A 22,504-nucleotide genomic window follows, 5' to 3' on the forward strand; every position below is an offset into this window, starting at 1 on the left:
CAAGTCCGGCATCATGGGTGCCCTCCCCGTCGACCCCGGAGGTTCCCGTGCGTCCCCGTCCCGGCCGCGCCGTCGCGCTCGTCGCCCTGCTGCCGCTGCTGCTGACCGCCTGCACCGCCGGCGACGGAGACCCGTCGCCCACCTCGTCGCCCGCGGCGAGCGTCGACGCCGGGCCGCAGCCTGAGGACGTCGTGGCGTCCCCCGTCATCCCCGAGGGCGGCATCGAGGTGCGGGTCGACGTGCACCCGGTCGTGCGGGACGGCGACCTCGCGGTCCTCACGCTCGACCTGACGCCGCTCGAGGACCTCGGCGAGAGCGGGTACGTCGTCGTCTACGGCTTCGGCGGGCCGACGGCGACGAACCTCACGCTGTCGGACCCGGCGAACGTGCGCCTCGTCGACCTCGAGCGCGACGTCGTGCACCACGCGGCGGTCGGCGCCGACAAGAAGCCGGTCGTCGCGCCGAAGGACTGGGAGTGGCTGCGTGGGCCGCAGGGCACGCGGCTGCAGATCCCGTACGCGGCCCCGGACGCCGACGTCACGGAGATGTCGCTGTTCCTGCCCGGTGCGCCCCTGGTCGCGTCGGTGCCCGTGATCGACGGCGACGTGCCGTCGAGCGTGCGTCCGGACGCCCCGCGCCCGACGCCGACGGCGACGAGCACGGGGACGGCCACCCCGTCGCCTGCCCCCGAGCCCGAGCGCATCGCGGTCGACGAGATCGTCGACGCGCCGGTGTTCCCGCTGGACTCGGCCTCGGCCGAGCTCGAGGGCGCGGTCAAGACCGTCGAGTCGACCGAGCGGGTCGACGTGCAGCTCGGCTCCGACGTGCTGTTCGAGTTCGACCAGGCGACGCTGACCCCCGCCGCCGGCGAGGCGATCGCGCTCGTCGCGGCACGCATCGCCGAGCGCGAGCCCGGCACCGTGGGCGTCGTCGGGCACACCGACGACCAGGGCGACGACGCGTACAACCTCGACCTCTCACGGCAGCGTGCGCAGGCCGTCGCCGACGCGCTGGGGCCGCTCGTCGGTCCCGACTACCGCATGCATGTCGAGGGGCGCGGTGAGACCGAGCCGTTCGTCGCGAACGACTCGGACGAGAACCGCGCGCTGAACCGTCGTGTCGCCGTGAGCCTGACGTCGACCGTCACGACCCGCACCGACGTGACCGCGACGGGCGAGCTGCCGCCGTTCGGGGACAAGGGTCTGCTCGGCCAGGGCGAGGAGCCGCTGGTCGTCGCCAGCGGGCGCGTGCACGAGGTGAAGGCGTCCGCGCGCACCGTGCACGGGCACGTGGTCGTCGACCTGACCGTGCGGGGAATCGACGACTACGCGGACACGGGCATGGTGTTCCCGTCGCTGCGCGGGTGGTCGTCGCACCGGGGCAAGGGCACCGACACCCCGATGGACATCTCGGGGCGCGCCGTCATCCTCGACGGCGCGACGAAGCTCTACCCGATGGACTACCGGATCGGCACCACCGAGCGCGCGCCCGACGGCGAGTGGCTGACGCTCACCGACCTGCAGGGTGCGAGCCGGATCGACGGCGGGCAGAGCCGGGTCTACTCGTTCGTCTACCCGCGCATGGCCACCGACGCGGTGACGTTCCAGGTCGGCACCGGCATCTCGTTCGACACCGACTTCCGCATCGTCGACGTGCCCGTCGCCGCGGACCCCGCCGGCCGCTAGCCCCGGTACCCCGCCCGCCGTCCGGTCGTCCTTGGAGGCCCGTTGCGTCCCCGTCCCGTCCCCGCCGTCCTCGCGGTCGCGCTGACCGTCCTGCTGGCGGCCTGCACCGCCGACCCGCAGCCGTCGCCGACGGGCGGCGCCGCGTCGGCGAGCCCGTCGGCCGCCGCCCTCGACCCGGAGGCCGTCGTCGAGACCGTGACGATCCCGTCGGACGGTCACGACGTGCGTGTCGACGTGCACCCGCTGGTGCGGGCCGACGACCTGGTCGTCCTCACGCTGGACCTCGGCGTCCCCGGCGCGGGCGAGGACGTCGACGTCTTCCTGCAGGGGTGGGGTGCGACGTCGCGCATCGTCCCGACCCTCGGCCCCACGGCCATCCGGCTGCTCGACCTGCAGAACGACGTGGCGCACCACGCCGGGCTCGGGGCGGACGAGCGGCCGGTCGTCGCCCCGGGCGAGGGTGTCTACGTCCGCTCCGTCGACGGCGTGCGGGTGCAGCTGCCGTACGCGGCGCCACCCGCCGGCGTCGAGCACCTCGCGGTGCTCGTGCCCGGTGCGCCCCTCATCGCGGGCGTCCCCGTGGTCGACGGCGACGTGCCGGTGGCGCTGACCCCGGCGCAGCAGGACGCACGCGCCGCGACCGCGAGCCCGACGTCGAGCGCGGCGGCGACGCCCGACCCGGCGCCCGTGCTCGACCTCGACGCGGTGGTCGAGGCCGGGACGTACCCGCTGGAGCAGACGAGCCGCGAGCTCGAGGGCGCCGTGCAGACCGTCGAGTCCGCCGAGCGGCTCGAGATCACGCTCGGCGCGGACGTGCTGTTCGCGTTCGACTCGGCCGACCTCGACCCCGCGGCGCAGGGGGCGGTCGCCGTGGTGGCGCAGCGCCTGGCCGAGCGGGCCCCCGGCACCGTCGAGGTCGTGGGCCACACCGACGACCAGGGCGACGACGCGTACAACGACGACCTGTCGCGCCGCCGTGCGCAGTCGGTCGCCGACGCGCTGGGCGCCGTGGTCGACACCGCCGCGTACCCGCTGCGGGTCGACGGCCGCGGCGAGCGTGAGCCGTTCGTGCCGAACGACTCCGACGACAACCGCGCGCTGAACCGCCGGGTCACGGTGACGCTGACGTCGACGGTCGTGACGAGCGTCGACGTGACGACCCGGGGCGAGCTGCCGCCGTTCGAGAAGGGGTCGGTCGGTACCGGTGGTGAGCCCGTGCGGGTCGAGTCCGGCGGGCGGCAGTTCGACGTCACGGCGAGCGCGCGGCGGGTCGACGGGCACGTGGTCGTGGACCTCGAGGTGGCGAACGCGGACGGCGCGTCGGGTCTGCACCCCATGGCGTTCCTCACCGGGGAGAACCCCGCGCGGCGTGGCCTGGACTCGACGTCCCCGCTGAACGCGACCGGCTTCACGTCGGTCGTCGACGGCGCGACCCAGGTGTTCGTCCTCGACTACGCGGCGGCGACGAACGCGACGTGGCCGGCGGGCGAGTTCTTCCCGGCCGGGCCGTTGGGCACGGGCGGCCAGCTCGACGCCGGTCAGCAGGGGGTGTTTTCGTACGTCTTCCCCGCCTCGCTGCCGGACGTCGTGACGTTGCAGCTCGGGACGGGGGGTCTGGCGAGCGACCTGCGGATCACGGGGATCGAGGTCGGCGACGAGGCCACGGGCGCGGGCGAGGAGTAGGCCGGGCGGGCTCGGGTCAGACCAGCAGCGGGTAGACCGCGTAGACCAGCCCGACGACGACCCCGAGCACGACGGCCGCGGCGGTCCAGGTCAGCAGCCGCACGCGCCACCGGGTGCGCTGCTCGTCGTCCATGCGGGACACCCTGCCGTCCCGGGGTCGGGACGGCACCCGCTCAGCCGGCCCGCTGCGCGTGCCGGGCGTCGAGCGCGGCGTCCAGGTCGGTGAGGATCCGCTCGCACTCCTCGACGTCCCACGGCGTGCCGGCCAGCTCGAACTCGAACAGCACGGGCCGCCCGGACCGCTGCGCGACCTCGCGCGCCGCCTTCTGGTAGTACGCGCCGAAGTTCCGGTTGCCGGACCCCATGACGCCGACGAGCAGGCGCCGGTTGCGCTCCGAGCGCAGGAACCGGCGCACGGCCTCGGGGATCGTGTCGTTGGACTCGTTGCCGGTCTTGTACGACGGGGTCAGCAGCACCCACGGGCCGTCGGCCTCGCTGCGCCGGTGCTCACGCTCGGCCAGGTTGTGCACGGGGCGGTCGAGCCGCTCGGCGAACGTGCGGACGAGCCCGCTCGTGGACGAGTAGTAGTAGACGGGCGTGCGGCGCATGCCCTCAGCCCACCGCGCCGGACCCCGCGACGACCCCGGACGTTGGTCCCGAGCGTGCGCGTCGCCCGGGGCGTGGTCGTGCGTCGTGTCAGCCCAGCCGGGCCGACGCGATCCGCGCGCCCTCGACGAGGGAGCCGAGCTTGGCCCACGCGATCTGCTCGTGCACGCGCCCGCCCAGGCCGCAGTCCGTCGACGCGATCACGTTCTCGGGGCCGACGCGCGCGGCGAACCGCTCGATGCGCTCGGCGACGAGCTCGGGGTGCTCGACGACGTTGGTCGCGTGCGACACGACGCCCGGCAGGATCACCGCACCCGCGGGCAGCGCGACGTCGTCCCACACGCGGTACTCGTGCTCGTGGCGGACGTTCGCGGCCTCGAACGAGAACTGGCCGGCGTGCACGTCGAGCATGGTCGACACGATGTCGCGCAGCGGCAGGTCCGTGGTGTGCGGGCCGTGCCACGAGCCCCAGCACAGGTGGAAACGGATCCGGTCCTTGGGCAGGTCGCGCAGCGCGTGGTTGAGCGCCTCGACGCGCAGCGCCGTGAACGCGAGGTAGTCGTCGAGCGCGGGCTCGGGCTCGATCTGGTCCCAGTTCTCGGCGATCGACGGGTCGTCGACCTGGAGCGTGAGCCCCGCGTCGAGGATCGCGACGTACTCCTCGCGCAGCACGTCGGCCCACGCGAACAGGTAGTCGCGGTCGGTCGCGTAGTGGTCGTTGGTGAGGCGCGCCGCCGAGCCGGGCGCGATCGCGGTGACGAACCCGTCCGTGGCCCCCGCGGCGGTCAGGCCCGCGCGCAGGTTCGCGACGTCGGACGCGACGGCGTCGTGGCCCGTGTAGGTGAGCGGGCCCGTGCACCGCGGGAAGGTCGTGGGGGCCTCGCCGCCCATGACGCCCGAGCGCGGGTCCTCGTACGCCGCGGCGAACAGCTGGTGGTCGCGCCGGTGCACGAACCCGGTCGTGCGCAGGTCGCCGGGGGTCGACAGGTGCCGCTCGACCGCCCACGCCATCGACTCGTCGAGCTCGAGGCCGCCCGTGCGGGCGAACGAGTACGACCACCACGCGCCGAAGTCGACGCTGCGGCTCATGGCCTTGCCGTACTCGCCGTCGCCCGGGACCGTGATGCCCAGCTCGACCTGCCGCCGCACGAGCGCGGCGACCTGCTCGCGCAGGAAGTCGTCCCAGTCGGCGCGGGGCCGCCCGGCGGCGCGGTCGGCGTTGGCGGCCGCGAGCTCGGGCGTGCGGGGCAGGGAACCGGCGTGCGTGGTGGCGATGGTCACGCGGGCGATGCTACGACCCGCGCCGGTGGACGCGCCGGGACGTCCCGGCCTCACGACCCGATCCGCGGGAACGGCTCGAGCGAGAACGCGACCTCGACGGGGACGTCGAAGAACGCGGCGATGCGCAGTGCGAGGTGCAGCGACGGGCTGTACTCGCCGCGCTCGAGGTACCCGACGGTCTGGTAGTGCACGCCGAGGGCCTCGGCGAGCTCGCGGCGGCTGACGCCGCGCTCGGTGCGCAGCACGGCGATGCGGTTGTGGACCGTCTCGGCCGCGGTGGTGCGGCCCGGCGTGGGTTCGCTCGCCACGTCAGCCGCGCTGCAGGAAGGCGTGGAGGCGGTCGGCCAGCGCGCCCGCGGTCTGGCGGGCGGCCGTGCGGCGCAGCACGGCGGGTGCGGCGACGAGCCCGACGACGGCCCAGGCGAGCAGCACGAGCACGGCGATCTCGGGGTGCCACGCACCGCCGACCTCGAGCCCTTCGGCGCCCGGGGGCAGCGTGGTGGACCGCAGCCCGTGCGCGAGCCAGTACAGCGGGAACACCTGCACGACGCCGCTCGCCCAGCCGGGGATCGTCTGCGGCCCGAACACGCCGGAGACGGCCGAGAGCGCGACGACGGGTGCCATGACGAGCAGCAGCACGCGGGTCGTGCGTCCGGCGAGCGCACCGCCGACGATCCCGATCGGCAGCGTCGCGAGGGTCCCGAGCACGATCCAGCCGACGAGCGCGGCCCATCCGGCGACGCCCCGGTGCATGGGGTCCCCGAGCAGCAGCGCCCACGGCGCGAGCAGGATGACGAACATGGGCAACGCGCCTAGCACCTGCGCGAGCACCACGCCGACCGTGTAGGTGGTCGTGCCGCGCGGCGTGGTGCGCAGTCGCAGCAGGGTGCCGTCCTCGACGTCGGCGGACAGCGCGAACGCGGGCCCCATGACCATGCCGAACACGACGACGGCGGCGAGGATGCCGGGCATCGCCAGGTCGGGCAGCGTGGCACCGCCCGCGCCGGGGACCTCGACGTGCCGCTGCGTCACGAGGTAGACCAGCAGCGCGACGCCGATGACGACGTTCCAGGCCATGTCGTCGGGTGCGCGGAGCATGTTGCGGAAGTCGGCGAGGCCGCGGCGCAGGCCGAGGCGGACGGCGTGGGCGCGGGGCGTGGGCGTGCTCATCGGGTGACCTCCAGCGGCTGGCCGGCCTCGTGGCGGCGGACGATCTCCAGGTACGCGTCCTCGAGGCTCGCGTGCGCGACCTCGAGGTCGGCGACGTCGGGCGTGGTGGCGAGCAGCTCCCGCGTGAACGCCACGGGGTCGTGCGTGCTGTGCACGTGCCGCTGCCCGCCGCTGGCCCAGCGCACCTCGGACGGGCCGGCGACGTCGCGCGCGACGGCGGCGGGGCTGCCGTCGGCGACGATGCGCCCGCCCGCGAGCAGCAGGATGCGGTCGGCGACGTTCTCGGCCTCGGCGAGGTCGTGCGTCGTGAGCAGGACGACCGTGCCGTCGAGGTCGACGACCTCGTGCACGAGCTCGTGGAACTCGCGGCGGGCCGCGGGGTCGAGGCCCGCGGTGGGCTCGTCGAGGATCAGCAGGTCGGGGCGGCCGGCCAGCCCGACGGCGACGTCGAACCGGCGGCGCTGCCCGCCCGAGAGGGTGGCCATGCGCTGGTCGGCGACGTCGGTGAGGCCGACGCGCGCGAGCAGCTCGTCGACCGGGCGGGGGCGCGGGCGGTCGGGCGTGCCGTAGGGCCGGTAGGCGTCGGCGAGCTGGCCGAGGAGCTCGCCGACGCGCCAGCGGCGGTGGTCGCGCCACGACTGCAGCACGACGCCGATGCGCGCGCGCCACGCGTCGTCGCCGTGCTCGGGGTCGACCCCGAGCACGCGGACGTCGCCCGCGTCGCGGCGCCGGAAGCCCTCGACGATCTCGACGGTCGTGGTCTTGCCGGCGCCGTTGGGGCCGAGCAGCGCGACGACCTCGCCCTGCGCGACCTCCAGGTCGATGCCGTCGAGCACGGTCCGGTCGCCGTAGGCCTTGCGCAGGCCGGTGACCGCGATGGCGGGGTCTGCTCTGTGTCCCATGTAGTACATGTACTACACGGGATCGTAGGTCCGCTACCCCAGCGGGCTCAGAGGATCCCGGACGCGACGCGTCGGAGCAGCGCGTGCACGGCCGGCCGCCACTCCTCCCCGTACGTCGCGACGAGCCAGGTGCCCACCGCGACCAGCACGAGCGTCACGAGCAGCAGCCCGAGCCGGCGGCGCACGTCAGCGCACCCCCGGCCCGGGCCGCCCGCAGCGGGACGAGGTCACCAGCGGACCGTCAGCCACGGCGAGTCCTCCTGCTCCAGCAGCGACCGGGTCGCGCTGGTGAACTTGCCGATCTCGGAGTCCAGCGGGTCCCGCATGTTCGACGCCTTCCAGAACGCCCGACCCGCGCAGAACGCGTCGCCGAAGTCCTTCCACGACGCGTACGCCGGGCGCGCGAGGTCCACGGCCTGCGCGATCACCGCGTACGCGCGCGCCTCGTCGACGAACCCCGCGTCGACCAGCAGCCGGCTCACGTGCACGACGCGTGCGGCGTCCCACGCGACGACCGACGCCGGCAGCGGGTCGACCAGCTCGCCGTGCCCGCCGACCTTCGCCGACGCGAGCCACCCCAGGTACCACTCGCGGGCCCGGGCGCCGTCGAGCCCGCGCGCGGCGGCCTGCGCCGCGACCTCGTCGGCCTTGGCCTCCGACTCGCGGCGGCCCAGGCGCTGCTCGAACGTCGCCTCGACCGCGGGCCCGACGACCGCGTAGTAGCCGCGGTGGCCCTCGGTCAGCAGGAACGCGTACGTGTTCTCGACGTCCTGCGGGCCGTGCACGTCCCACGCGCCCGCGAGGAGCCTGGCGGCCGTGCGCTGGTCGGCCTCCATCGTGAGCGCGTTCATGGGCAGGCTGCCCTCGGCCGCGTACACCGCGCCGAGCGCGAGGCCGCGCTGCTCGGCGTCCGAGAGCGGGCGCGCGCCCTCGAGCGTGTGGAACGACGACGAGAAGAAGCTCTTGAGGGACGACAGGAATCCCACGGGTACCTCCGGGACGGCGGGTCAGGACGGGTTCGTCCCGATCGTGCCGGGCGCGCGTCCGGCCGCCCGAGGCGTCCGAACGAACCCGAACGTCCGATGACTAGTCTCGACCGGTGACCTCTCCCGTCGTCCCGGGCGACCCCCGTGGCTGGGACGACCTGACGAGCGCGCTGCGGGCCCTGCGCGCGCACGCGGGGTCGCCGTCGTTCGCGCAGCTCGTGCAGCGCGTCGAGCGCGTCCGCGCCGCACGCGGCGTGCCCGCGGGCGAGCGGCGCCCGGGCCGCGTCACGGTCTACGACGTGTTCCGCGACGGCCGCGCGCGGCTCGACGTCGAGCTCGTCGCCGACGTCGTGCGGGCTCTGGGCGGCGGCGAGGACGACGTGCGCGCGTGGCGCGCCGCGCACGCCGCCGTCGCGGGGCGTGCGGCCGACGCCCGGCCGGCCGCGTCGCCCGCCGCCGCGCCACGCACCACCCTGCGCCCGCTGCCCGACGAGCCCGCCGCCCTCACCGGACGCGCCGCGGAGGTCGACGCGCTCACCACGGCGTGGGACGCGGGCCGCGTCGCCGTCGTCACCGGCATGCCCGGCGTGGGCAAGTCCGCGCTCGCGCACGGCGCCGCGCGCACGTGGGCGGCGGGCACGGGCCGGCCCGTGCTCGTGGTGCCGACGCCCGGCGACGGCGTCGAGGCGCGCGACCTGCTCGCCGACCTCGTCGCGGCTCCCGGTGCCTCGTCCGCCGGGGCCTCGGCTGCCGGTGCGGTGCCCACCGGTGCCCAGCCCGCGGAGGCGCGGACGGGGGACGCCACCCCCGTGCCGCGGGGGCTGCTGCTCGTCGAGGACGTGCCCGACGCGGACGTCGTGACCGCCGTCGCCGACGCGGCCCCCGGGTGGGCGCTCGTCGTCACGTCGCGCCGCGCGCTGCCCGAGGTCGCAGGCGTGCACGTGCGCGTCGAGCCGCTGCCCCCCGACGCGGCGGTCGCGCTCATCGCCGCCGTGGCGGGTCCGGAGCGCGTCGCCGCCGAGCCCGATGCGGCGCGCCGCGTCGCGACCGCCTGCGAGGGGCTGCCGCTCGCGCTCGTCGTCGCCGCCGGGCGGATCGCCGGGCAGGAGTCCTGGTCGCTGGCCGACCACGCGCGGCGCATCGAGGCGTCGGCGCACACGCTGCCCGCGCTCGACACCGCGTACGACGCGCTCGCCCCCGACGAGGCGCGCGTGCTGCGCCGGGTCGCGCTCGTGCCGGCGCCGCTGCCGCCCGTGTGCGTCGCGCTGCTGGTCGGGGCCGACGAGCGGTCGGTGCGCGACGTGCTGTCGGGGCTCGACGACGTGCACCTGGTCCGCACGGGAGCCGACGGTGCCGTGCACCTGCACGCGCTGGTCCGGCGGTACGCCCGCGAACGGGCGGAGGCGGTCGACGCGCACAGCGACGTGGTCGCCGCCGTCGGGCGGCTCGGCGCGTGGCTGGCCGAGCGCGCCGCGGCGAGGGTCGCGGTCGTCGCGCCGCACGCCGCCGACACGCGCGGGACCCCGGACGGTGCGGCGGACGACGACGCCGTCGCGGCCGCGCACGCGTGGCTCGAGACCCACCGCGCGGTGTGCGTCGCGACGGCGCCCCTCGCGGCGGACCTCGGGCTGACGGACGTCGCGCAGGGCCTGTCGGACGCGCTCGGCCCGTGGTTCGACATGGTCGCGCGCTGGCGCGACGCGCTCGTGGTGCACGGCGCCGCGGCCACCGGCGGGGACCCCGCCGCCGTCGCGCGCGCGTGCCGCGACCTGGGCCGCGCGCACGAGCGGCTCGGGCACTACGACGAGGCCCTCGCGCAGCTCGTGCGCGCCGCCGAGTCCGGGCACGACGCGCGCCCGGGGCAGACGTTCAACCGCGTCGGCAACGTCGAGAAGCGCCTCGGGCGGCTCGACGCCGCCGCGGCCGCGTACGCCCGCGCCGAGGAGACCGCGCGGGGCGGCGGCGACGCCGTGAGCGAGGGCCGCGCGGTCGGCAACCGCGCCGACACGCTGCGCCTGCTGGGCCGGTACGACGAGGCGTGCGACGGCTACGCGCGCGCCCTCGCGCTGAGCGAGCGCGTCGGCGACCGCAACAACGCGGGCATCGTGCGGCTCAACCACGCGACCATGCTCGAGACGCTGGGCGACCTGCCGCGCGCGCGGACCGTGCTGGGCGCCGCGCTCGACGACGCGCGCGCGATGGGCGACGCGAGCCTCGAGGCGGCCGTGCGGACCGCCCTGGCGAGCGTCGAGCTCGAGGCCGGCGACCCGCACGCCGCCGTGGCCCAGGTGCGGGCCGCGCTCGCCGGGCGCGCCGACCTCGAGGCCGCGGTCGGCGCCGAGGCGCGCGCCCTGCTGGGGCGGGCGCTGGTGGCCACGGGGGACGTCGACGCGGGCCGCCGTGAGCTGCTCGCGGCGCTCGCGGCGGGCCGCGCGGCGCGCGTGCTGCTCGTGCAGGGCACGGCCGCGCACGCGCTCGGCGCGCTCGACCTCGCGGCCGGCCGCGCGACCGACGCGCAGGCGTGGTTCGCGCTCGCGCTCGACGTGGGGACGCGGATCGGCGTCGCGGCGGACGTGACAGCCGCCCGTGACGGGCTCGCGGCCGTCGCGGCGCTGCGCGGCGGCGGTGCGGGCGACGAGCCGTCGGCCTGAGCGTCGGTCGCGCGCGGCTCAGCCCTGCGGCTGCCCCGCCACGTTGACCAGCCACGTCGTGCCGAACCGGTCCGTGACCTGCCCGAACTCGTCACCCCACGGGGCGACCGCCATCGGCATGACGTCGCTGCCGCCGTCCGCGAGCCGCGCGAACGCCGCGCGCAGCGTCTCGGCGTCCGCCGCGTCGCCGAACAGCGCGACCGCGCCGGGCCGCTCCGGGGCGGGCATCGACGCCGGGGTGTCGGACGCCATGAGCGTCCCGCCGCCGGGCAGCTCGAGCTGCGAGTGCATGATCTTGCCCGCGTCGGCCGGGTCGGAGGCCATGCCGAACTCGTCGAACGTGCTCGACGTCGCGGCGCCGCCGAAGACGTCGGCGTAGAAGTCCATCGCCGCGCGGGCCTGGTCGTGGAAGCCCAGGTAGGGGCTGAGGCGTGCGGTCATGGTCGGTCCTCCCGTGGGTACGTGCCGGTGGGGGTGCCGACCCGGCGGGTCGCGCGGACTCATCGGCGTGCGCGCACACGGGTGCACCTTCACCCGGTCCCCTCAAGGTGTATCGATCGCACCCGATGCTGACGGGAGCGAGTCGGCGACCAAGGACGGTCGTGCGCGAGACCAAGGAGGGTTTCTCATGGCCGGTGTCCCACGGGCCAGGGTGACGACGACGCCGTGGCGCTGGTTCGTCGACCGGTCGCTCGGCGTGAAGATCGGCGCGTGCCTCGCGCTGCTCGCGCTCGTCGTCGTCGCGGTCGCGGGGGTCGCGACCGCGCGCATGCAGGCGCTCGCGGGCGCCCAGACGCGGCTCGAGCAGGAGGCCATCGGCCCGCTGCGCGGCGTGTCCGACCTGCAGCGCGCGTTCACGGCCGTGCGGCTCGGCAACGTGCGGCTCATGACGGTGGACGAGGGCGAGCGCCCGGCGACGCTCGACGCGATCGCGGAGTCGCGTGACGCGGTCGGCACGCTCACGGACGAGCTGACCGCCGCGGACCCCGACCGCGGGGAGCGCCTCGAGCTCGCGATCCAGCCGTACCTGGACCTCACCGACCGGTACCACGAGATGGTCGCGATGGACGACCCGCGCGCGCCGGTGTTCCTCAACGACGACCTGGTCGTGCGAGGCACCGACGCCGACACCGAGATCGCGGCGGTCGTCGAGGAGCTCAACGCGCTCGCGGGCGACTCGACCGCCGCGACGGCACGCATGGTGCGGACGTCGGTCGTGGTGCTGTGGGCCGTGGTCGTCGTGGCCCTGGTGCTGGCCGCGGGCGTCGCGGTCGTGACCGTGCGCCGCATCCTGCGCTCGGTGCGCGGTGTGCAGGACGCGGTGGTCGCGATGGCCGCGGGCGACCTCACGGTCGAGGCCACGGTGCGCGAGCGGGACGAGATCGGGCGCATGACGGCCGCGCTCACCGAGGCGCAGCGGTCGCTGCGCGAGACGCTCGCCGGCGTGGTCGAGGGGGCGCAGACCGTCGCCGCGGCGACGCAGCAGCTGTCGGCGTCGTCGACGCAGGTCGCGTCGGCGTCGCGAGAGACCGAGCAGCGGGCGGGTTCGGTGGCCGCGGCCGCGGAGCAGGTGTCGCGCAACGTGCAGGCCGTCGCGGCGGGGACCGAGGAGATGGGCGCGTCGATCCGGGAGATCGCGCAGAACGCGTCGGAGGCCGCGCGGGTCGCGGGGCAGGCCACAGACGTCGCGAAGACCACGAACGAGCAGGTCAGCCGCCTGGGCGAGTCGAGCCAGGAGATCGGCAACGTCGTCAAGCTCATCACCGGGATCGCCGCGCAGACCAACCTGCTGGCGCTCAACGCGACGATCGAGGCGGCCCGCGCGGGCGAGGCCGGCAAGGGCTTCGCGGTCGTGGCCGGGGAGGTCAAGGAGCTGGCCTCGGAGACGGCCAAGGCGACCGAGGACATCGCGCGGCGCGTCGAGGCCATCCAGGGCGACACCGCCGGGGCCGTCGCGGCCATCGGCGACATCTCGCGCATCATCGCGGCGATCAACGACTTCCAGCTGACCATCGCGTCGGCCGTCGAGGAGCAGACCGCCACGACGACCCAGATGTCCCGGTCGGTGACGGAGGCCGCGACCGGCTCGGGCGACATCGCCGGCACCATCACCGGCGTCGCGACCCAGGCGACGTCGACCAACGAGGCGATGGACCAGGTCACGACGTCGGTGGCCGACCTGGCCCGGATCGCCGCCGACCTGCGCACCCGGACGGCGCGGTTCACGTACTAGGGGTTCACGTGCTCGGGGTCGGCCGACGCCGGCACCGGGTCGGTAGCGTGCTCGGGTGCTGCGCGACTCGGTGACGGTGGGGACGAGGATCGACGCGTCACCCGACGTCGTCTGGCGGCTCCTGACGGCGGGGCGCGACGCGTGGTGGCCCGACATGCGCTTCGACGCCGTCGTCGGCTCGCCGCTCGTCGAGACCTGGGTCGAGGACGGCGTCGAGGCGACGGCCACCGGCCGCGTGACCCGGTGCGACGCGCCGCGGCTGCTCGCGTTCGCGTGGGCCGAGCCGACGTGGGGCCGTCCGCTCGAGGTCGTGATCCGTCTGACCGCGGACGGGACGTCCACGGTGGTCGACCTGACCGAGACGGGGTTCGTCCGCGCACGGACCCCGCGCTCGCTGCCCGACGAGCACGAGCAGGGGTGGCGCTACCACCTCGCGCGGTGGAAGCGAGCGAGCGAGGGCGGCGACGTCGACGGACGGTGAACGCTCGCGGTGAGCGCAGGCCCGCTCGGGACGCCGACGCCGACGCCGGCGCACGGGAGGGGTGGCCCGTGCGCCGGCGTCGTCCCGACCGTCAGCGGACGGTCAGGGCGTTCGCCCGCGCCTGCTCGCCGAGCCACGCCAGACTCGGCTTGGGGCGGCGCTCGAACGTCTCGGGGTCCCAGCCGACCAGGCCGAACGTGGGACGGAAGCCGCTGGCCCACTCGTAGTTGTCGAGCAGGCTCCAGTGCAGGTAGCCCTCGACCGTGACGCCGTCGGCGATCGCCGCGTGCAGGTGCGCGAGCGCGGCCTCGGTGTAGTCGATGCGGCGCGCGTCGTCGGCGGTCGCGATGCCGTTCTCGGTGACGAACACCGGCACGCCGCCCGTGAGCTCCCACGCCGAGCGCACGCCCTCGGCCATCGCCGGCGGGTAGTACTCCCAGCCCGTGAGGGTCGTCTCGACGCCCTCCGGCACCTGCCGCGGGCCGTCGGGGCCGATGATCGTGCGCGTGTACGCCTGCACGCCGACCCAGTCGTCGCCCTTCGACATCTCCAGGTACCAGTCGTCGCGCGGGTAGCCGTACGCGTGCTTGACGTCCTCGCAGCCCGGCTCCGCCTGGAACGCCTGCGTCGCGATCGTCCAGCCCGACCGCACGCCGCCGACGCCTGACAGCACCTCCTGCGCTCGGTGGTGGCACTCGAGCAGCGTGTCGGCCACCGCGAGGTCCGGCGCGGGCAGCCCGTACGCGACCAGGTTGGCCGGGTCCTCGCCGCCCGCGATCATCGCCGCGATGTTCGGCTCGTTGATGGTGCACACCCACTCGACGTCGTCGCCCAGCACGGGCAGCGCCGCCTCGACGTACCGCGCGAACCGGTCCGCCGCGTCGGCGGCCCGCCACATGCCCTCCTGGTAGAACCAGCGCGGCACCGTGAAGTGCATGAGCGTGACCATCGGCGTGATGCCCAGCTCGAGCGCCGTCTCGACCATGCGCCGGTAGTGCGCGACCTCGGCGCGGGACACGAAGCCCTTCTCGGGCTCGATGCGCGCCCACTCGATGCTGAACCGGTACGTGTCCAGGCCGGCGTCCTTGAGGAGCCGCATGTCCTGCGCGTAGCGGTGGTAGGAGTCCGCGGCGTCGCCCGACGGCTCGACGATCGTCGTGCCGGCCGCGTGCTCGCGCACCCACCAGTCGCTGTTGACGTTGTTGCCCTCGATCTGGTGCGCGGCGGTCGCCGCGCCCCAGCGGAATCCGTCGGGGAACTGCAGGGTGTGTGCCACAGGGCTGTCCTTCACTCGGTTGCAGGGCAGGAGGACCAGAAGCCGACCAGCAGGTCGGCCGTGGCCTCGGGGGTCTCGAGGTTCGGCGAGTGCGCCGCGCCGGGCAGCACCGCGTAGCGCCCGCCCACCTGCTCGGCGGTGCGGCGTTGCCACGCCTGCGGCCAGGCGACGTCGTCGTGCTCGCCGTGCGCGACCAGCACCGGCAGCCCGGTGGCGGCCAGCGCGGGGGTGACGTCGGCGGGGTCGGCGAGGATGTCGATCGCCGCGACGAGCTGCGCGGTGCTCGTGGCCCGTGAGCGCTCGCGGTGGAACGCGGCCTCGGGGTCGAGCTCGACCGGCTCGCCCTGCGCGAGGCGCCAGGCGAGGTCGGGGTTGTCGAGGGTCCACAGGTCGGCGGCGCCGCCCGCGGCGAGCAGCCGCGCGCGCAGGTCCGCCTTGCGGCCCGGCCAGCCGTGCGGGCCCGAGCACAGCAGCGTGAGCGACCGGAACGCGCCCGGGTGGTGCACGGCGGCGGCGGCCGCGACGGTCCCGCCGAACGAGTGGCCGAGCAGGTGCACCGGGGCCCCGAGCAGCGCCGCGACCTCGTGCACGTCCTCGACCAGGCGGTCGAGCGCGTGGTCGGCGGTGCGGGGGAGCGCGCCGGAGTCGGCCTGCCCGCGCTGCGAGATGGCCCACGCGTCGACGCCGTGCGCCGCGAGCAGCGGCAGCAGCACGCGGTGGTCCTCCTTGGAGCCCGTGAACCCGGGCACCAGCAGCGCGGTGGCGCGGACCTCGCCCGCGGGACGTGCACGCAGCGCGGTCAGCTCGACCTCGGACAGCCGCAGCCGCAGCGGCTCGACGCCTGCGGGGAGCGCCAGAGCGCCGAACGGCCGCCCGGGCGTGACGACGCCGGTGCCGGGCGCGACGTCCGGGCCGACGTGCTCGGGGGCCGTCACGACGCCTCGAAACGCCGGGCGGGCTGCGGCACGGCGGCCAGCAGGCGGGTCGTGTAGTCCGCCTCGGGGAACCGCAGCACGCGCACGGTCTCGCCGCGCTCCACGACCTTGCCGTGGTGCAGCACCATGATCTGGTCGGCGATGACGCGCGCCGAGAGCAGGTCGTGCGTGATGTAGAGCAGCGACACGCCCGTCTCGCGGCGCAGCTCCTGCAGCAGCGCGAGCACGCCCGCGCGCAGCGACACGTCGAGCATCGACACGGGCTCGTCGGCCACCAGCACCTGCGGGTCCGAGGCCAGGGCGCGCGCGATGACGACGCGCTGACGCTGCCCGCCGGACAGCTGGTGCGGCAGCTTGGCGGCGAACTGCTCGACCGGGGTCAGCCCGACGGTCTCCAGCAGCTCGAGCACGCGGGCCCGCGCGGCCTCGCCGCGCAGGTCGGTGAAGTTCTCGACCGGCCGGGTGAGCGTGTACTCGACCGTGCTCAGCGGGTTGAGCGCCGAGTACGGGTCCTGGAACACCATCTGGACGTCGGCGTGCAGGCGGCGCAGCTGGCGGCGGCGCATCCGGTCGACCCGCTGGTCGCCGAACCGCACGGTGCCGCTCGTGGGTCGCTCGACGCCCGTGAGCATCTTGGCGATGGTCGACTTGCCGGACCCGGACTGGCCGACGAGCGCGAGCGCGCCGCCCGGCTCGAGCGTGAACGACACGTCGTCGACGGCCGTGACGGGCCGCTCGCCGCGCCGCGGCGCCGGGTACACCTTGGACACGTGCTCGACGACCACCGCGTCGCGCGCGGCGCCGGCGTCGGACCCCGCCGCGGTGCCGCCCGCTGCGTCGACCGTGCGCGAGCTCAGGCCCGGCAGCTCGACGACCTCGGCGCGCGGGTCCGCGTAGTGCGACAGCAGCATGCGCGTGTACTCGTGCCGCGGGTGGCGGTACAGCTCGCGCGCGGGGGCGTCCTCGACGACGCGGCCGTCGTGCATGACCGCGACGCGCTCGGCGGACTCCAGCACGACGCCGAGGTCGTGCGAGATGAGCACCGCGGTGAACCCCTCGGCCTTCTGCAGCTCGCGGATCGTGTCCATGACGGCGTGCTGCACGAGCACGTCGAGCGCGGTGGTCGGCTCGTCGAACACCATGAGCCGCGGCTCGAGCGACAGGGCCAGCGCGATGGACACGCGCTGCCGCATGCCGCCCGACAGCTCGCCGGGGTACCGGTCCAGGACGGTCGCGGGCAGCTGCACCTTGTCGAGCAGCTCGACCGCGCGCGCACGCCGCTGCGGCGCCGGCACGTGGCCGTGGGCCGCGAACACGTCGGCGAAGTGGTGGCCGACGGACCGCACGGGGTTGAGCGCGTTCATGCCGGACTGCAGCACCATCGCGAACCCGCCGCGGCGCTGCGCGCGCAGGTCCTCGGCGCCCATGCCGGCGATGTCGGTGCCGTCGAACACGATCCGCCCCGACGCGATGCGCGCGGGCGCCTTGGCGAGCCGCGTGATCGCGAAGCCGAGCGTCGACTTGCCCGAGCCGGACTCGCCGACCAGGCCGACGAACTCGCCCTGCTCGAGGCTGAGGCTGACGCGGTCGACGGCGGTCGTGGGCTGCGCGCCGCGCGGCTCGTAGACGACCGTGAGGTCCTCGATCTGCAGCAGGCTCATCGGCCGGTCCCTTCCCGCAGGCGCGGGTTGGACAGGCCGTCCACGCCGAAGTTCACGAGGGTCATGGAGGTGGCGAGCAGCGCGATGCACAGGCCGGGCGCGAACAGCAGCACCCACTGGCCGGTGAGGATCGCCATCGAGTTCTGGGCCCAGAAGATCATCGAGCCCCAGCTCACGGTCGACATGTCGCCCAGGCCCAGGAACGACAGGCCGGACTCCGCGAGGATCGCGGCGGTCGCCGCGCCGAAGAACGACGCCGCGATCATCGACGTCATGTTCGGCAGGATCTCCCGGAACACGACGCGCGCCGGGCGCTCGCCCGAGAACACGGCCGCGGTGACGAAGTCGCGCGAGCGCAGCGACCGGGTCTGCGAGCGCAGCACGCGTGCGCCCCACGCCCACCCGGTGAGCACGACGACCAGGATGATCATCGGCAGCCCGCCGTTCTGCAGGTACGCCGCGATGATGATCATGAGCGGCAGGCCCGGCATCACGAGGAACAGGTTGACCAGGAAGTTGACGACGTCGTCGCCCCAGCCGCGCAGGTAGCCCCACGACAGGCCGATGACGACCGCGACGAGCGTCGACAGACCGCCGGCGACGAAGCCGACGAGCAGCGAGATCCGCGCGCCGTAGATCACCTGCGAGAGCACGTCCTCGCCGTTGCCGGTGGTGCCGAGCCAGTGCGCGGCGGACCCGGCCTCGTTGCGGCCGAACGAGTCGTCGTGCGGGCCGTAGGGCGCGAGCACGGGCGCGAAGACGGCCATGAGGACGAACGCGCCCAGCATGACGAGCCCGACGCGCGCCTTGGGGTTGGCCCACACGGTCGCGAACCCGCGGCCCACGACCTGGAAGAAGCGCCCGGTGCGGGTGCGGCTCGTGCGGCGCGGCGGCCCGGGGACCACCTGCGGCTCGGTGCCCGCCGCGGTCACGGCTGTCGGATCGGTCATGTCGCTCACCGCCTCGTCCGGGGGTCGAGGACGCCGTAGAGGATCTCGACCAGGAAGTTCGCCACGAGCACGCTGACCGTGATCATGAGGAAGAGCGCCTGCATCAGGGGGAAGTCCTGGTTGGTCACGGCGTTGAACAGCAGGTACCCGACGCCCGGGTAGTTGAAGACCTGCTCGACGAGCAGGGACCCGCCGACCACGCCGCCGAGGGCCATGCCGAAGCCCGTGAGGTTCGGCAGGATCGCGTTGCGGGCGGCGTAGCGCAGCGCCACGGTGCGGCCGCGCAGGCCGTTGGCCTCGGCGAACGTCACGTAGTCCTCGCCGAGGGTCGTGATCATCGTGTTGCGCATGCCGAGGATCCAGCCGCCGAGGGACGTCAGCAGGATCGTGAGCGCGGGCAGCGCCGCGTGGTACAGCGCGTCGCCGACGAACTCGGCGGAGAACGTGGGGACGGCGGTGGCCGAGTAGGCGCCCGACGTCGGGAACCAGCCGGCGACGTAGCCGGCGAAGAACAGGATGAGCAGCGCTGTCCAGAAGTAGGGGAACGCGGACAGGAAGCTGCCGGTCATGGTCGGCACCGAGTCCATCCAGGTGCCGCGCCGCCAGGCCGCGCCGACGCCGATGAGCGTGCCGATCACGAACGCGACGACCGTCACGAGCCCGACCATCACGAGCGTCCAGGGCAGCGCGGCCGCGACCAGCTCGGACACCTGCTGCGGGAAGAACGTGTAGGAGACCCCGAAGTCGAGGGTCACGACGTTGTGCAGGTAGCTGACGTACTGGTCCCACAGGTTGCCGTCGGGCAGGCCGAGCTGCACCTCGATGGCGCGCTGCACGGCGGGGGAGACGGGGCCGTTCTGGGACAGCCGGGCGATGGCGGCGTCGGCGGGCGAGCCGGGCATGAGCCGCGGCAGCACGAAGTTCAGCGTCACCGCCGCCCACAGCGTCAGCAGGAGCAGACCGAGCTTGCGCAGGGCGTAGCGCACCGGAGCCTCCTCGTGTCGGGTCGGGTGGGTCGAGCGGGGTGCCCGGGCGCGTCGTGGCCGCGCCCGGGCACCTCCGTCAGGAGGCCGGCTCGAGGCTCGTGAGGATGAGCAGCGGCGTCTGGTCCCACGTCTTGGGGGACGCGTACGGGTCGTCGGCGCTGGGCCAGCCGGTGAACGACTTGGTGGAGAACAGGCCCCACGACCCGCCGTAGAACAGCGAGATCATCGGCAGCTGGTCGTACGCGATCGTCTGCAGCTCCTGCGCGATCTCGGCCTGCCGCGCGTCGTCGACGGTGACCTTGAGCTCGTCGAGCAGCGCGTCCGCCTCGGGGGACCGGAAGCGCCCGAAGTTGCCCGAGGCGGTGGTGCCGATGTCCTGGTAGAAGCTGGCGCCCATCATGCCGCCGAAGTCCTGGAACGGCTGGCCGGTGCCGCCGACGGTGCCCATGACCATGTCGAACTCGCCCGAGCGCATCTCGCGCTGGTAGGCCGCCGGCTGCGGCTGCACGACCTCGACCTCGATGCCGAGCGCGCCGAGCTGGGTCTTGACCTGCTGGACGCCCTGCAGCCAGTCCGACCAGCCGTTGGGGGTCGTGATCCGGATCGTCAGCTGCTGGCCGTTCGCGTCGACCATCTTCCCGCCGGACTGCGTGTAGCCCGCGGCGGCGAAGTGCTCGAGCGCCGCGTCGGTGTCCTGCTCGACGATGCCCTGGTTCGGCAGGTCCGGGTTCAGCAGCTTCTCCTGCGCGGGGAGCATGAGGCCGCTCTGGCTGGCCTGGTCGACGTAGCCCTGCTCGGCCTTGTCGGCGATGGCCTGCTTGTCGAGCGCGGCCGCGATGCCCTTGCGGAAGTCGAGGTCGTCGTACGGCGCCTTCGTCATGTTGGGGATGAGCGCGATGGTCGCACCGGCCGGGTACCAGTAGGTGTTGTGCTCGGGGTCGGCCTTGACCCAGGTGTCCTCGACGTCGCTCATGAACGCGTACGCCCAGTCGTAGCCCTTGTTGACGATGTCGAGCTCGGAGTTCGCGGCGGGCTGCACGAGCCGGTCGGCGGCGACCTTGTCGGCCTGCCAGTAGGACTCGTTCTTCACGAGCGTGTACTGGTTGGGCGTGAAGTCGCCGAGCGTGTAGGGGCCGGTGCCGACCGGGTCCTCGTTGGTGAACGTCACGGGGTCGTCGACGTCGGCCCACAGGTGCTCGGGCACGATCATGGTCTGGGCGATGATGACGGCGCCGGGCACGTCCTCGCTGGACAGGTGCACGATCACGTCGGACCCGCTCGCCTCGACCGAGGCGATGTGCTCGCCGACGCCGCGCAGGTCGAGCTGCGGGTGCTGCAGCAGCAGGTCGAACGAGAAGACGACGTCGTCGGCGGTGAAGGGCTTGCCGTCGGACCAGGTGACGCCGTCGCGCAGGTGGAAGACCACGGTGCTCGCGTCGGGCTGCTCGTAGGACTCGGCGAGCCAGGGCGTCTCGTCGCCCGACATCTCGTTGACGATCACGAGCGGCTCGTAGATGTAGCCCGCGGTGTTGCGCTTGTTCGACGAGTACGGGTTGAAGTTCCGCTCGAAGGTCGGCGAGCCGTTGTCGGCGCCGATGAGCATCGAGGTGGTGCCGTCGGCGGCGGTGCCGCCGCCCGAGGTCTGGACCGGGGCGGCACAGCCCGCGGTCACCAGCACGGCCGCGGTCGCCACGGCCGTGGCGGCCAGGGTCCAGCGCGAGCGGGTCATGAGTCGTTCTCCTCCACGTCGAGGACGGCCGGTGGGCCGTGCGCCGGGGGTGCGCGCGATCGACTGTATGCGCTTACATCGGACAGGGCAACACCACGAGGAACCGCCCGACGTCGGCCTCAGGCCGTGCGTCCCGCCCCACCTGCGGCGCGGCCGGCGGGCGCGGCCGCCGTGGAAGCGCACCCGCACGAGCGCCGCAGCAGCACCCTGACCGGCAGGTTGATGGTCGCCGGCGGCAGGCCCGGGTCGGCCATCCTCCGGCGCAGCCGCTCGACCGCGGCGCGGCCCAGCTCGACCATCGGCTGCCGCACCGTCGTCAGCGGAGGCGTCGCCGCGCGGCCCGCGTCGATGCCGTCGAACCCGGTCAGCGCGACCCGCCCCGGCACGTCCACACCCGCGGCCCCGAGCTCGTCCAGGAAGCCGAGCGCCGTCTGGTCGTTCGAGCACACGAGCGCGCGCGGCAGGTCGCCCGCGGCCAGCATCGTGCGCGCCAGCCCGCGCGCGGTGGTCCGCGTGAAGTCACCCCGGACGGCGGGCGCGTCCGGCACCGCCAGGCCCGCGTCGGCCAGCGCCGTGCGGTAGCCGAGGAACCGCTCGGCGTCGTCCGGGGAGTCCGGCGACCCCCCGACGAACGCGAGGTCGCGCAGCCCGTGGTCGACCACGAGGTGCGTCGTCAGCGCCCGCATGCCCGCCGCGTTGTCGACGCTGATGTGGTCGTGCGGGTCGCCCGCGATGCCGGGGCCCGCCATGACCACGACCGGGATGCGACGGGCGATGTGGACGAGCACGTCGTCCGGGACGGTCGCCGAGAGCACCGCGAGGCCGTCGACCCGGCCCGCCAGGTCTGACACGAGCGCCGCCGACCCCGGGCCGCGGGCGACCCCGATCATCACCGCCAGGCCCGTGCGCCAGGCCTCGAGCTCGGCGCCGCGCATCACCTCACCCATGTACAGGTTCCCCGGGTGCACGTCCGGCGCCTCGCCGGCGTCGACGACGACCTCCACGGCCTGACCCGCCGCGACCGGAGCGGGCAGGGCCGCCGGGTCGTCGATGCCGTCGACGTCCGGGAAGCACAGGCCCAGCACGCCGGTCTGCCGCGCCGCGAGCCCGCGGGCCGCGCCCGAGGGCACGTAGCCGAGCTCCTGGATCGCGGCGTGCACGAGCGCGCGGGTCTCGGGACGCACGTCGTCCGGGCGTCGCAGCACGCGCGACACCGTCGCGGTCGACATGCCGACGTGCTTGGCCACGTCGTACACCGTGGGGGTCTTCGCCACTGGTCCTCCCTCGCC

General features: G+C 74.8%; 20 protein-coding genes. 5 read left to right on the forward strand and 15 right to left on the reverse strand.

The features are described from left to right. Positions 1 to 47: 47 nt before the first annotated feature. Together ATM99_RS05410 and ATM99_RS05415 are read left to right on the forward strand one after the other, a co-directional pair. Positions 48 to 1,685 (forward strand): OmpA family protein, encoded by a 1,638-nt coding sequence (locus ATM99_RS05410; RefSeq protein ID WP_062101902.1) that lies wholly within the window; start codon positions 48 to 50, stop codon positions 1,683 to 1,685. Between the two features lie 42 nt (positions 1,686 to 1,727). Then, positions 1,728 to 3,368: an OmpA family protein gene (locus ATM99_RS05415; RefSeq protein WP_062101903.1), complete on the forward strand. Its 1,641-nt coding sequence runs from the start codon at positions 1,728 to 1,730 to the stop codon at positions 3,366 to 3,368. A 173-nt stretch (positions 3,369 to 3,541) separates the two neighbouring features. Here the strand turns inward: ATM99_RS05415 and nrdI are convergent, their stop codons facing one another. From nrdI to ATM99_RS05445, 7 genes are all read right to left on the reverse strand, one after another. Beyond that, positions 3,542 to 3,976 carry a class Ib ribonucleoside-diphosphate reductase assembly flavoprotein NrdI gene (gene nrdI, locus ATM99_RS05420; RefSeq protein WP_062101904.1) on the reverse strand — a complete coding sequence of 145 codons (435 nt, stop codon included), beginning with the start codon at positions 3,974 to 3,976 and terminating at the stop codon, positions 3,542 to 3,544. A gap of 88 nt (positions 3,977 to 4,064) precedes the next feature. Beyond that, on the reverse strand, positions 4,065 to 5,255 hold the full coding sequence (locus ATM99_RS05425; protein ID WP_062101905.1) for a cobalamin-independent methionine synthase II family protein: 1,191 nt from the start codon (positions 5,253 to 5,255) through the stop codon (positions 4,065 to 4,067). A gap of 50 nt (positions 5,256 to 5,305) precedes the next feature. Beyond that, entirely contained in the window at positions 5,306 to 5,563 is a 258-nt protein-coding gene (locus ATM99_RS05430) for a helix-turn-helix transcriptional regulator (RefSeq protein ID WP_046529780.1), read from the reverse strand. 1 nt (position 5,564) lies between these two features. After that, positions 5,565 to 6,425: an ABC transporter permease gene (locus tag ATM99_RS05435; protein WP_062101906.1), complete on the reverse strand. Its 861-nt coding sequence runs from the start codon at positions 6,423 to 6,425 to the stop codon at positions 5,565 to 5,567. Next, positions 6,422 to 7,327 carry an ABC transporter ATP-binding protein gene (locus tag ATM99_RS05440; protein WP_223304813.1) on the reverse strand — a complete coding sequence of 302 codons (906 nt, stop codon included), beginning with the start codon at positions 7,325 to 7,327 and terminating at the stop codon, positions 6,422 to 6,424. The genes ATM99_RS05435 and ATM99_RS05440 overlap by 4 nt, the downstream gene beginning before the upstream one ends. Before the next feature lie 47 nt (positions 7,328 to 7,374). Continuing rightward, a complete protein-coding gene (locus tag ATM99_RS19255) occupies positions 7,375 to 7,512 on the reverse strand; it encodes a hypothetical protein (RefSeq protein WP_160309424.1) in 138 nt (45 codons plus the stop codon). Between the two features lie 42 nt (positions 7,513 to 7,554). After that, the gene (locus ATM99_RS05445; RefSeq protein WP_062101908.1) at positions 7,555 to 8,313 is read right to left on the reverse strand and encodes a DUF1266 domain-containing protein; all 759 of its coding nucleotides are present in this window, start codon (positions 8,311 to 8,313) and stop codon (positions 7,555 to 7,557) included. Between the two features lie 113 nt (positions 8,314 to 8,426). Here ATM99_RS05445 and ATM99_RS05450 point away from each other — a divergent pair, with 113 nt between their 5' ends. Then, entirely contained in the window at positions 8,427 to 10,964 is a 2,538-nt protein-coding gene (locus ATM99_RS05450; protein ID WP_062101909.1) for a tetratricopeptide repeat protein, read from the forward strand. 18 nt (positions 10,965 to 10,982) lie between these two features. On the opposite strand, the gene ATM99_RS05455 is transcribed toward ATM99_RS05450, so the two are convergent. Beyond that, a complete protein-coding gene (locus ATM99_RS05455; protein ID WP_062101910.1) occupies positions 10,983 to 11,405 on the reverse strand; it encodes a VOC family protein in 423 nt (140 codons plus the stop codon). A 187-nt stretch (positions 11,406 to 11,592) separates the two neighbouring features. Between ATM99_RS05455 and ATM99_RS05460 the strand changes: the two genes are divergently transcribed. Beyond that, entirely contained in the window at positions 11,593 to 13,197 is a 1,605-nt protein-coding gene (locus ATM99_RS05460) for a methyl-accepting chemotaxis protein (RefSeq protein WP_062101911.1), read from the forward strand. A gap of 55 nt (positions 13,198 to 13,252) precedes the next feature. Continuing rightward, on the forward strand, positions 13,253 to 13,678 hold the full coding sequence (locus ATM99_RS05465) for an SRPBCC domain-containing protein (protein ID WP_223304814.1): 426 nt from the start codon (positions 13,253 to 13,255) through the stop codon (positions 13,676 to 13,678). Positions 13,679 to 13,769: 91 nt separating this feature from the next. Here the strand turns inward: ATM99_RS05465 and ATM99_RS05470 are convergent, their stop codons facing one another. From ATM99_RS05470 to ATM99_RS05500, 7 genes are all read right to left on the reverse strand, one after another. Continuing rightward, on the reverse strand, positions 13,770 to 14,954 hold the full coding sequence (locus ATM99_RS05470; protein ID WP_062101912.1) for a family 1 glycosylhydrolase: 1,185 nt from the start codon (positions 14,952 to 14,954) through the stop codon (positions 13,770 to 13,772). An 11-nt stretch (positions 14,955 to 14,965) separates the two neighbouring features. Then, complete coding sequence (locus tag ATM99_RS05475; protein ID WP_062101913.1) at positions 14,966 to 15,889, reverse strand: alpha/beta fold hydrolase; 924 nt, start codon at positions 15,887 to 15,889, stop codon at positions 14,966 to 14,968. Then, positions 15,886 to 17,550 (reverse strand): ABC transporter ATP-binding protein, encoded by a 1,665-nt coding sequence (locus ATM99_RS05480; protein WP_062101914.1) that lies wholly within the window; start codon positions 17,548 to 17,550, stop codon positions 15,886 to 15,888. Before ATM99_RS05480 ends, ATM99_RS05475 begins: the two co-directional genes overlap by 4 nt. Continuing rightward, positions 17,547 to 18,500, reverse strand: a complete 954-nt coding sequence (locus ATM99_RS05485) for an ABC transporter permease (RefSeq protein ID WP_062101934.1) — start codon at positions 18,498 to 18,500, stop codon at positions 17,547 to 17,549. Before ATM99_RS05485 ends, ATM99_RS05480 begins: the two co-directional genes overlap by 4 nt. Before the next feature lie 5 nt (positions 18,501 to 18,505). Next, positions 18,506 to 19,486, reverse strand: a complete 981-nt coding sequence (locus ATM99_RS05490; protein ID WP_062101915.1) for an ABC transporter permease — start codon at positions 19,484 to 19,486, stop codon at positions 18,506 to 18,508. A gap of 76 nt (positions 19,487 to 19,562) precedes the next feature. Then, positions 19,563 to 21,215, reverse strand: a complete 1,653-nt coding sequence (locus tag ATM99_RS05495) for an ABC transporter substrate-binding protein (RefSeq protein ID WP_062101916.1) — start codon at positions 21,213 to 21,215, stop codon at positions 19,563 to 19,565. Between the two features lie 119 nt (positions 21,216 to 21,334). Then, positions 21,335 to 22,489, reverse strand: a complete 1,155-nt coding sequence (locus ATM99_RS05500) for a LacI family DNA-binding transcriptional regulator (RefSeq protein ID WP_062101917.1) — start codon at positions 22,487 to 22,489, stop codon at positions 21,335 to 21,337. Between the last annotated feature and the right edge of the window lie 15 nt (positions 22,490 to 22,504).

Source organism: Cellulomonas sp. B6, from assembly GCF_001462455.1.
Taxonomy (GTDB): Bacteria; Actinomycetota; Actinomycetes; order Actinomycetales; family Cellulomonadaceae; genus Cellulomonas.